Raw genomic sequence first — 9,407 nt, forward strand, 5'->3', positions numbered from 1 at the left:
CGGCGCCCGCGCCGAGGCCCTGCAGGAGCCGGAACACGACGAGAAGGAGGGGTGCAGCAGCCCCGATGGCGGCCGCGGTCGGCAGCAGGCCGATGCCCACGGTCGCGGCACCCATGAGCAGGATCGTCAGGAGCATCGCCGGTCGGCGGCCGTGCCGGTCGCCCAGATGCCCGATCAACACCCCGCCCAAAGGCCGGGCCACGAAGCCCACGGCAAAGGTCGCAAACGCCGCCAGCGACGCCCCGGACCCGGTCTCCGCGAAGAAGAGCGGCCCGATGACGAGGCCGGCCGCCGCGCCGTACAGTGCGTAGTCATACCACTCGATGAGCGTGCCGAGGGTCGCGGCGAAGAGCGCGCGACGAGCGCCCGGGGTAAGCCTTGCGGGACTGCTGGCAACGGCGGTGTTGCTAGTCATGGTTCCTCCTAAGGGCGGACGCGAAGCGATGGTATATCTGAAAGATATTTCTAGCACGCCGTGATATGCTTCACAAGAATGTTTCGTGAGGGGGTTCCGTGGCCGAGTCGATGACCGATCGGGTCGCCGGCGCCTTGCGCCGGCAAATCCTCGCGGGGAACCTGGCCCCCGGATCCCTCGTGGTCGAGCCACGGCTCGCCGAGGAGTTCGGCGTCTCGAAAACCCCTGTGCGGGAGGCGCTGCGCCTGCTCACCACGGAGGGACTCCTGACAGTGCTCCCCAAAAAGGGCTACCTGGTGATGACCATGAGCTCGCATGATGTCGCCGAGGTCCTCGACCTCCGCATGCTCCTGGAGCCGCATGCCTGCGCGAGTGCCGCCGACTATGCGGACCACGCCCTGCTGGCCACGCTGCGGGACCTTTTGGACAATCAGCGCGAGAAGGCCGCTGCTGAACCGCTCGTGAGCATGGAGCACGCCTACTCGTTCCACCGGGCCTTGGCGCGTGGCGGCCGGAACCGCCGGCTTGACGAGTTCCTGGCCCGTTGCCTCGACGAGACCTCCCGCGCCTACCGCGTGCTGCCCGGCCTGCACGCCCACCTGGCGGCCGAGCAGGAACTCGTGGAACACGAGGCCATCTTCACGGCCGTGGCCGCCGGCGACGCCGCGGGTGCGGCCGACGCAATGCGCAGCCACCTGCGCAGCGTACGGTCCGCGATGGCCCGTCAGTTCGAGCGGCCCAGCGACCTCTGGGCTTAGTGCTGGCACCTCTTCCGGTACACAGCAGCGTTCCGGGAACGGTCAGGGGCCGCTCAGGGCTTCCCCCGGTAACGCCCGCCTGCCCGCGGCACGTAGCGTCATCCGTAAGGACGATCCGGCCCGACGCGAAGATCATCCCGCAGTGCGGTGTGCGGCCGGCCGGCACTCCGTAACGTATTCATTGGTCCCGGGAATCCGGGCGCTATTCCATTTACGAAGGACGGTTCAGATGATCGAGGCACAGGGCCTGGTCAAGGTCTACGGAAACAAACCGGCGGTGCAGGGCGTCTCCTTCACCGTGCAGCCGGGTCGGGTGACCGGCTTCCTGGGGCCGAACGGCGCCGGCAAGTCCACCACCATGCGCATGATCATGGGACTGGACCGTCCCACCGCCGGTGACGTCCTGGTCAACGGCAAGCACTACGCCAAGCACCGGGCCCCGCTGCGCGAAGTCGGCGCCCTGCTCGACGCCAAGGCGGTGCACACCTCCCGGACCGCGTACAACCACCTCCGGGCCATGGCCGCGACCCACAGCATCCCCACCAAGCGGGTGCACGACGTGATCGAGCTGACCGGCCTGGGCGCCGTCGCCAAAAAGCGCGTCGGCGGATTCTCGCTGGGCATGGGGCAGCGGCTGGGCATCGCGGCCGCCCTGCTCGGTGATCCGCAGACCGTCATCCTGGACGAGCCGGTTAACGGGCTGGACCCCGAAGGCGTCCTCTGGGTGCGCAACCTGGTCAAGGCACTGGCGGCAGAGGGTCGGACCGTGTTCCTCTCCTCGCACCTGATGAGCGAAATGTCGGTCACCGCAGACCACCTGATCGTCATCGGCCGCGGCCGGATCATCGCCGATGCGCCCATCCAGGACATCCTCAACAACCGGGCGCAGCGGGTGCGCGTACGCACCGACCGGCCCGACGTCCTCACCCGCGCGCTGGCCGGGGAAGGGGTCACCGTCGAAGCCCACGAACCGGAACTGCTGGAGGTCAGCGGCGTCCCGGCGCGGGACATCGCCGAGACGGCCCTCGCCCAGCAGGTGCTCGTCTATGAGTTGACCCCGCTGCAGGCGTCCTTGGAGGAGGCCTACATGGACCTGACCAAGGACGAAGTTGAATACCATTCCGGCCCGGTGGCCGATGTACACGACAACGCCGGCAGTGCAGGGTCGGGACGGCACGCTGCCGTCGCCGCCGGCGTCGGCCAGGAAGGAAAGTGACCATGAGCGCTGCAACCCTGACCCCGCAGGCGGGCCGCGTCACCGGCCCCGGCGTGAGCTTCCCCCGGACCTTGACGAGCGAGTGGATCAAGTTCACCACGCTGCGTTCCACCTGGGTCCTGCTGGCGACCACCGTCGTGGTGATGGTCGGCATCGGGCTGCTCGGCGGCTGGGGCGTCGCCACCGGGATGGAGCAGATGGAGGCAGCCGGCCAGGATCCGGCGGCCGCCGGCATGGATGAGTCCATCCTGTACCTCATGACCAGCGGCGGGATCGACTTCGGCCAGCTGATCATCGGGTCACTGGGCGTGCTGCTGATCGCCTCCGAATACTCCACCGGCATGATCCGCTCCACCATGACGGCCGTGCCGTCCCGGCTGTCGCCGCTGTTCGCCAAGGCGCTGGTCGTCGCCGTCGTCGCAGCCGTCGTCGGAATCGCGTCCAGCTTTGCCACCTATTTCCTGCTGCAGCCGATCCTGGCCAATTACGGCAAAGAATTCGGGCTCGACGTGGAAAACCTCGTCCAGTCCATGTTGCTGTCCGGCCTCTACCTGGCGGTGGTGGCGTTGATGGCGCTGGCGCTCGGATCCTTGCTGCGCAACAGCGCCGGCGGCATCGTCACGCTGGTCGTGCTGCTGCTGGTGCTGCCCATCGTCGCCCAGATCATCCCCTTCGACTGGGTCCAGGACGGCGTGATGCCCTACCTGCCCTCCAACGCGGGACGCCAAATGCTCATGCTCGAAACGGCCGAGGGCGACCTGACCCAGTGGCAGGGCGGGCTGGTGATGGCGGCCTGGGCGGCAGTACTGCTGGCCGGGGCGGCCGTGACCACCAAGACACGGGACGTCTAGGCGCAGCCGGGCTTAACGCGTGAATCAAGAAGCCTCGGTGAAGGAGGCGGCGGAACGAACGGCCGCCGTCTCCTTCACCGAAATATCGTCCAGGCGCCGGGGACCGATCCGGCGCTACTTCCACACCCACCCCGTGGTGATGGACTGGGTGCTGGTCGGCATCCACGTGCTGTTCGGCCTGCCTAATGCCCTGATCACGGCGGTCGCCGGCGAATGGCCGCCGTTGCTTTTGCTGCTGGCCGGCGGCGCCGCGCTGATCTGGCGGCGCCGGTCGCCGCTGCTGGTGCTGGCCGCCATCGCCCTGGTGGACTTTCTGATCGTGGTGCTGACCAGTACCGGCAGCGGCTCCTTTGCCATGTGGTTCGCCGTCTACACGGTCGCCACCGCCCGGCCGGCGGTCCAGGCCATCATCGCAGCGGTCCTCGCCGCCGTGCCCATGCTGGTGGGGATGGGCGTCCGGATGCCGCCGGAGATCGTCAAGCAGATTGCCCTCGGACAGGTCCCGAGCTACGTCGGACTGGTCACCGGCCTGGTGCTGGTCCTGGCCAACGTCATCGCCGCGGGCATCGGGGTCACGGTGCGCCGGGACCGGCTCCACGACGCCGAACTCCAGCGTTGGGCCACTGACAACGCCCGCCTGGCGTCGGCGACCGAACGCACCCGGATCGCCCGGGAGATGCACGACGTCGTGGCACACTCGCTCTCGGTGATGATCGCGCTCTCGGATGGCGCCGCCGTCGTCGCGCGCAAGGATCCGGAACGCGCCGGCCAGGTTTTGGACCGGCTGTCGGCGACCGGCCGGTCGGCGCTGGCCGACATGCGCAGGGTGCTGGGGGTGTTGCGCAGCGAAAACGGAACCGACGCGGCCCCGCTGGCGCCGGTGCCGTCCGGGGATCAGTTGACCGGGCTGCTGGACGGCTTCCGGGCCGCGGGCTTGCCGCTCCGCACGGTCATGGCAGGACCGGCGTTGCCCGAGGACCAGAATTTCCGGCTCACCGTGTTCCGCATTGTGCAGGAGTCGTTGACCAACGTGCTGCGCTACGCCAAGGACGCGTCCAGGGTGGACGTTGCCCTGATCCGCGACGGCGACGCCGTGCACATCACGGTGGCCGACGACGGCCGGCCGGACGGGCCGGCCGATTCACTCGGCGCGGGGCAGGGCCTGCACGGCATGCGGGAGCGGACCGCCATCTACGGCGGCCGCGTTGCCGCCGGTCCGCGGTCCGGCGGTGGTTGGATGGTGGAGGCAACCCTGTACTGGCCCGGAGAGGAAAACACGAGTGTCTGAGAGCGCGGACGGCAGCGAGGCCGGGCCGGTAAAAGTGCTGCTGGTGGACGACCAGCCGCTGCTGCGGATGGGGTTCAAGCTCATCCTGGAGGGCGAAGACGACGTCGCGGTGGTGGGGGAGGCGTCCGACGGCGCCGAGGCCCTGCGGCTGGCGCATGACCTCGCGCCGGACGTGGTGCTGATGGACGTCCGGATGCCGGTCATGGACGGCATCGAGGCCACCCGGCAGATCGTGGCCGCCGGGCTGTGCGCGCGGGTGATCATCCTGACCACCTTCGATCTGGACGAGTATGCCTTTGCCGGGCTGCAGGCCGGGGCCAGCGCCTTCCTGCTCAAGGACGTGGCACCCGCGGAACTGGTCCAGGCGGTGCGCCTGGTAGCCACCGGCGACGCCGTGGTGGCGCCCCGGGTGACGGCGCGCCTGTTGGAGACCTATGTGCGCGGCCTGACCCCGGGCGGCAGCCCGGCCGCGCCGCCGCAGCGCGACCCGTTGCTGGATGACCTGACCCCGCGCGAACTGGAAGTGCTGCGGACCATCGCCGAGGGTCTTTCCAACGCCGAGATCGCCCACCGGTTCTTCCTCTCGGAGGCGACCGTCAAGACGCACGTCCGGCGAATCCTCGCCAAGCTGCACCTGCGCGACCGGGTGCAGGCCGTGGTGTACGCGTACGAGACCGGGCTGGTGGTGCCCAGCCTGGGGCTGGACTACTGACACCGCCGATCCCCGGGGCGGGGCGCTCGGGACCCTTGTGCCGCAAGGTGCTGGCTCCCGGCCTGTGGGGGACGGCGCTCCCGGCCTGCCGCCCTGTGGAGGACAGGTCCGGCCGGCGGATTCACGAGCCCGGACCGCCGTCCGGTACCATTGGTAAGTCTGTGCTGTCGGCGCCGGCCGGTATTTCCTGTGACAATAGCCAAAACACACGGAAGTCGCCGCGCGGTGGCGGGCAGGCAACGCAACAGAACCTCCTGTTACGGAAAGACCGTGACCGCTTAGCCCGAAGGAGGTGGGTTCACAATGCGTGCTTATGAACTGATGGTAATCATCGACCCCGAGGTCGAAGAGCGTACCGTAGAGTCCTCGCTCGACAAGTTCCTCAACGTTGTCCGCAACGATGGTGGAACCATCGACAAGGTGGACATCTGGGGACGCCGCCGGCTCGCCTACGACATCAAGAAGAAGTCCGAAGGCATCTACGCGGTGGTCAATTTCACCGCCACTCCCGCCACTGCTGCTGAGCTTGACCGCCAGCTTGGTCTGAACGAGACCATCCTGCGCACCAAGATCATCCGCCCGGAGGAGCAGAAGATCTCCGCTGAGTAATCAGCTGTGATCGCCGCCCCCTTTCCGGGAGCGGCATTGACGAAGACATTCCCGCGCGCCGCCGGCAACCGGGACCAGGACATCAGGAGGCAACATGGCAGGCGAAACCGTTATCACGCTCGTCGGTAATCTCACCAACGATCCCGAGCTGCGGTTTACCCCGTCCGGGTCCGCGGTAGCGAACTTCACCGTTGCATCCACGCCGCGGACCTTCGACCGCCAGTCCAACGAATGGAAGGACGGGGAAACCCTGTTCCTCCGGGCGTCGGTGTGGCGCGAAGCTGCCGAGAACGTCGCCGAAACCCTGACCAAGGGCATGCGCGTGATCGTTCAGGGCCGGCTGAAGTCCCGTTCGTATGAAACCAAAGAGGGCGAAAAGCGTACCGTCATGGAGCTTGAGGTCGACGAAATCGGCCCCTCGCTGCGTTACGCCTCTGCCAAGGTCACCCGTACCCAGCGCTCCGGCGGTGGCCAGGGCGGCTTCGGCGGCGGCTTTGGCGGCGGTGGTTTCGGCGGCGGCCAGAACCAGGGCGGTTGGGGCGGACAGCAGTCCGGCCAGCAGCCCGCACCCCAGGACGACCCCTGGGGAGCACCAGCCGGCGGCACCTCCGGCGGCTGGGGCAACGGTCCGGACTCCAACGAACCGCCCTTCTAAAACAAACCCCATCCCGTGGAAAAGATCCACGGGCTCCACAAGATAAAGGAGCTCCACGATGGCTAAGGCTGAAATTCGTAAGCCCAAACCAAAGTCCAATCCCTTGAAGGCCGCTGACGTCACCGTCATCGACTACAAGGACGTAGCTTTGCTGCGCAAGTTCATCTCTGACCGCGGAAAGATCCGCGCCCGCCGCGTGACTGGCGTCACCGTACAGGAGCAGCGCAAGATCGCACTGGCAATCAAGAATGCCCGCGAAGTTGCCCTGCTGCCCTACTCCGGCGCTGGCCGCGGCTAAGCGAAGCGAAGAGGAGAGAGTACTGACATGGCAAAGCTCATTCTGACCCACGAAGTGACCGGTCTCGGCACTGCTGGCGATGTCGTCGAGGTAAAGAACGGTTACGCCCGTAACTACCTTCTGCCCCGCGGCTTCGCCCTGACCTGGACCAAGGGCGGCGAGAAGCAGGTGGAGTCCATCAAGGCTGCACGTGCCGCTCGCGAGATCGCATCCCTTGAAGACGCGCAGCAGCTGGCTGCCCAGCTGTCCGCCAAGCCGGTCACGCTGACCGTCAAGGCCGGCGAGTCGGGACGCCTGTTCGGCACCGTCAAGCAGGCCGACGTTGCTTCCGCTGTCGAGGCCGCCGGCCTCGGCGCCATCGACAAGCGCAAGGTCGAACTGACCGAGCACATCAAGTCGGTGGGCGACTACCAGGCCACCGTGCGTCTGCACGAAGAGGTCTCCGCCGTCATCGACCTGAAGGTCGTTGCAGGCTAACAGCCTCGCTGTCGCTGCAGGCCGGGTCCGTCCAGGACCCGGCCTGCGGCGTTTAACGCCCGGTACGCTGGAGGACGTGAGCACACATCAGTTCAGCCAGGTAGACGTTTTCGCCACCGGACCGTGCACGGGCAATCCGCTGGCGGTCGTCTCGGGTGCCGGCGACCTCAGGGAAGAGCAGATGCAGCGCTTCGCCAACTGGACCAACTTATCCGAGACCACCTTCCTCCTGCCGCCCGAAAACGCTGCAGCCGACTATCTGGTCCGGATCTTCACGCCCAGCGGCGAGCTGCCCTTCGCGGGCCACCCGACGCTGGGCACGGCCTACGTCTGGCTCGCCGCCGGCGGGCAGCCGAAGGCCGTCGGAGAAATTGTGCAGGAATGCGGCGCCGGCCTGGTCAAGGTCAAGCACGACGGCGGACGGCTGGCCTTCGCTGCGCCGCCCCGGCGGCGGACCGGGCCGCTTCCCGAGGAGAACGTCGCGAAGATCTGTGCCGCGCTGGGGATTGGACGGGACGAGGTGATCCGCCACCAGTGGGCGGACAACGGCCCCGAGTGGCAGGCCCTGCAGTTGCGGGACGCCCAGGCAGTCCTCGACGTCGTGCCCGACTATGCCGCCCTGTCACCGTTCGGCGTCGGACTGATCGGCGCCCATCCCGGCGGCTCCGCCGTCGACTTCGAAGTCCGCGGGCTCATGGGCTTCGAAGACCTGCCGGCGGAGGATCCGGCGACCGGCAGCCTGAATGCCGCGCTGGCGCAGTGGCTGATCGACGAGGGAGCGGCACCCGCTGCGTACACCGTTCGGCAGGGAACGGCGCTAGGCCGGGACGCCCGGGTCTACATCGACTCCGACGGCGGGGAGGTCTGGGTCGGCGGGACGGTAGAGACCGTGATCAGCGGGACAGTAAAGCTCTGACCCGCCCGCCCTAACGCTGGCCCTGCAGGGACTCGTGGTCGGTGGTGGTCATGTGCCGGTAGCCGAGCTGGACCAGTTCCCTCAGCACGTCGAGGTCGATGTCCCCGAGCTTGTTGATGTACAGGCACGCGGCGCCGGTTTTGTGCTTGCCCAGGCGCTCCAGCAGCGGCGCGGAGCCGGGCGCGTACGTCAGGCCGTAGAGGGCCAGATTGGCCTTCCGAGGCGAGAAGCCCACGGCGGCGGCGTCACCCTCGCGGCCGCTGGCATATTTGTAGTGGTAGCTGCCGAAGCCGATGATCGAGGGGCCCCACATGACCGGCTCCTCGCCGGTCACTTCCCGCATGAGGCGCAACACGGTCTCGCCGTCCCGGCGCCGCACCGGGTGTTCTACCGATGCAAGGAACACGTCGACGGGTACGTCCGTGGGTGCAGTCTTGTTCTCGGCCATGGCTGAAGTGTTCCAGAAAGCCCTGCCCGCTGCCAGCACCGCCAGGGGCCCAGGATCGTTGCGGCGCCGGCCGGGGTTGCGTGCGGACCTGTAGCTAGGGCTCCTCGTCCGGCTCGATCAAATCCACGAATTCATGGGCCTCCGCCTCGGTCGCCTCCGAGTGCTCTAATAGCAGACGGACGGCGCCGTCGCGATCGCCGCCCAGGGCAGCGGTGCGGATGCGCTGGAACACGGCGTCGTTCAGGCGGGTGCTGGCCACCTCCCTGATGGTGTCGCCCTTGGACACGATGGCCCGGTACCGGTATCCGGCCGGCTCGGGAAGCGGTGCGGGAGCGGTATCCGCCGGCGGCACGACCTTGTCCGCGGGGTATGCGGGGGCCGTCGCTCGTGGCTCCTCGTCCTCCGGCAGGTCCGCAGCGGCTGCCTGACGCGGTGCCTCGTTCTCCGGGTGAGCCGGGGACGACTCCCGCCCCTCCTTGTCCTCCGGGCGCGCCGGGTGCCCCTCCAGGGGCCCCTCGTCCTCCGGGCGGAGTGTAGGGGCGGCATCCTGGCGGGGTGCCGTGTAGGGCTGCGGGTGCGCGGACATCTGCGCGACGGCGGAGGTAGCCTCCCGGAGCCCCGCGCCGGTGGCGGTGCGGTATTCGCGGATCGCCGCAAAAGCCTGCCCCTGCGCGATCAGCGCGTAGACCGCGGTATGTTGCTGCTGGTTCAAGCGGCCGCTGGCCGCCGCGGCGGCCGCCCGGGTGGTGGCAGCGGCCGGCCTC

The 9,407-nt window shown here is 68.2% G+C and carries 13 protein-coding genes; 10 read left to right on the plus strand and 3 right to left on the minus strand.

The genetic code is table 11. The features are described from left to right. The coding region (locus AC5RUJ_RS06595; protein ID WP_494155692.1) for an MFS transporter at positions 1 to 415 on the minus strand (415 nt) is incomplete at its 3' end. Between the two features lie 98 nt (positions 416 to 513). Between AC5RUJ_RS06595 and AC5RUJ_RS06600 the strand changes: the two genes are divergently transcribed. From AC5RUJ_RS06600 to AC5RUJ_RS06645, 10 genes are all read left to right on the plus strand, one after another. Next, positions 514 to 1,173, plus strand: a complete 660-nt coding sequence (locus tag AC5RUJ_RS06600; RefSeq protein ID WP_494001163.1) for a GntR family transcriptional regulator — start codon at positions 514 to 516, stop codon at positions 1,171 to 1,173. Positions 1,174 to 1,402: 229 nt separating this feature from the next. After that, positions 1,403 to 2,389, plus strand: a complete 987-nt coding sequence (locus tag AC5RUJ_RS06605; RefSeq protein ID WP_494049213.1) for an ABC transporter ATP-binding protein — start codon at positions 1,403 to 1,405, stop codon at positions 2,387 to 2,389. A 2-nt stretch (positions 2,390 to 2,391) separates the two neighbouring features. Then, positions 2,392 to 3,240 (plus strand): ABC transporter permease, encoded by an 849-nt coding sequence (locus tag AC5RUJ_RS06610; RefSeq protein ID WP_494127700.1) that lies wholly within the window; start codon positions 2,392 to 2,394, stop codon positions 3,238 to 3,240. A gap of 19 nt (positions 3,241 to 3,259) precedes the next feature. Then, positions 3,260 to 4,528 (plus strand): sensor histidine kinase, encoded by a 1,269-nt coding sequence (locus tag AC5RUJ_RS06615; RefSeq protein ID WP_494127699.1) that lies wholly within the window; start codon positions 3,260 to 3,262, stop codon positions 4,526 to 4,528. Continuing rightward, positions 4,521 to 5,240, plus strand: a complete 720-nt coding sequence (locus AC5RUJ_RS06620; RefSeq protein ID WP_494127698.1) for a response regulator — start codon at positions 4,521 to 4,523, stop codon at positions 5,238 to 5,240. Before AC5RUJ_RS06615 ends, AC5RUJ_RS06620 begins: the two co-directional genes overlap by 8 nt. 303 nt (positions 5,241 to 5,543) lie before the next feature. Beyond that, positions 5,544 to 5,849, plus strand: a complete 306-nt coding sequence (gene rpsF / locus AC5RUJ_RS06625; RefSeq protein WP_136787676.1) for a 30S ribosomal protein S6 — start codon at positions 5,544 to 5,546, stop codon at positions 5,847 to 5,849. 94 nt (positions 5,850 to 5,943) lie between these two features. Further along, the gene (locus AC5RUJ_RS06630; protein WP_494127697.1) at positions 5,944 to 6,504 is read left to right on the plus strand and encodes a single-stranded DNA-binding protein; all 561 of its coding nucleotides are present in this window, start codon (positions 5,944 to 5,946) and stop codon (positions 6,502 to 6,504) included. Between the two features lie 58 nt (positions 6,505 to 6,562). Then, a complete protein-coding gene (gene rpsR, locus AC5RUJ_RS06635) occupies positions 6,563 to 6,802 on the plus strand; it encodes a 30S ribosomal protein S18 (RefSeq protein WP_136787674.1) in 240 nt (79 codons plus the stop codon). A gap of 27 nt (positions 6,803 to 6,829) precedes the next feature. After that, on the plus strand, positions 6,830 to 7,279 hold the full coding sequence (rplI, locus tag AC5RUJ_RS06640) for a 50S ribosomal protein L9 (protein ID WP_493988326.1): 450 nt from the start codon (positions 6,830 to 6,832) through the stop codon (positions 7,277 to 7,279). Between the two features lie 76 nt (positions 7,280 to 7,355). Next, positions 7,356 to 8,195 (plus strand): PhzF family phenazine biosynthesis protein, encoded by an 840-nt coding sequence (locus tag AC5RUJ_RS06645; RefSeq protein WP_494127696.1) that lies wholly within the window; start codon positions 7,356 to 7,358, stop codon positions 8,193 to 8,195. Positions 8,196 to 8,205: 10 nt separating this feature from the next. On the opposite strand, the gene AC5RUJ_RS06650 is transcribed toward AC5RUJ_RS06645, so the two are convergent. Together AC5RUJ_RS06650 and AC5RUJ_RS06655 are read right to left on the minus strand one after the other, a co-directional pair. Further along, complete coding sequence (locus tag AC5RUJ_RS06650; protein ID WP_494127695.1) at positions 8,206 to 8,643, minus strand: DUF1801 domain-containing protein; 438 nt, start codon at positions 8,641 to 8,643, stop codon at positions 8,206 to 8,208. A gap of 94 nt (positions 8,644 to 8,737) precedes the next feature. Beyond that, positions 8,738 to 9,407, minus strand: a 670-nt coding sequence (locus tag AC5RUJ_RS06655; protein ID WP_494155693.1) for a hypothetical protein, incomplete at its 5' end; no start/stop codon positions are given.

This window comes from Arthrobacter sp. Y3223164, assembly GCF_059091005.1.

Coding starts and splice junctions, on each gene's coding strand:
- rpsF (WP_136787676.1), top strand. CDS start 5,544: ATGCGTGCTTATGAACTGATGGTAATCATCGACCCCGAGGTCGAAGAG.
- rpsR (WP_136787674.1), top strand. CDS start 6,563: ATGGCTAAGGCTGAAATTCGTAAGCCCAAACCAAAGTCCAATCCCTTG.
- AC5RUJ_RS06650 (WP_494127695.1), bottom strand. CDS start 8,643: ATGGCCGAGAACAAGACTGCACCCACGGACGTACCCGTCGACGTGTTC.
- AC5RUJ_RS06610 (WP_494127700.1), top strand. CDS start 2,392: ATGAGCGCTGCAACCCTGACCCCGCAGGCGGGCCGCGTCACCGGCCCC.
- rplI (WP_493988326.1), top strand. CDS start 6,830: ATGGCAAAGCTCATTCTGACCCACGAAGTGACCGGTCTCGGCACTGCT.
- AC5RUJ_RS06630 (WP_494127697.1), top strand. CDS start 5,944: ATGGCAGGCGAAACCGTTATCACGCTCGTCGGTAATCTCACCAACGAT.
- AC5RUJ_RS06605 (WP_494049213.1), top strand. CDS start 1,403: ATGATCGAGGCACAGGGCCTGGTCAAGGTCTACGGAAACAAACCGGCG.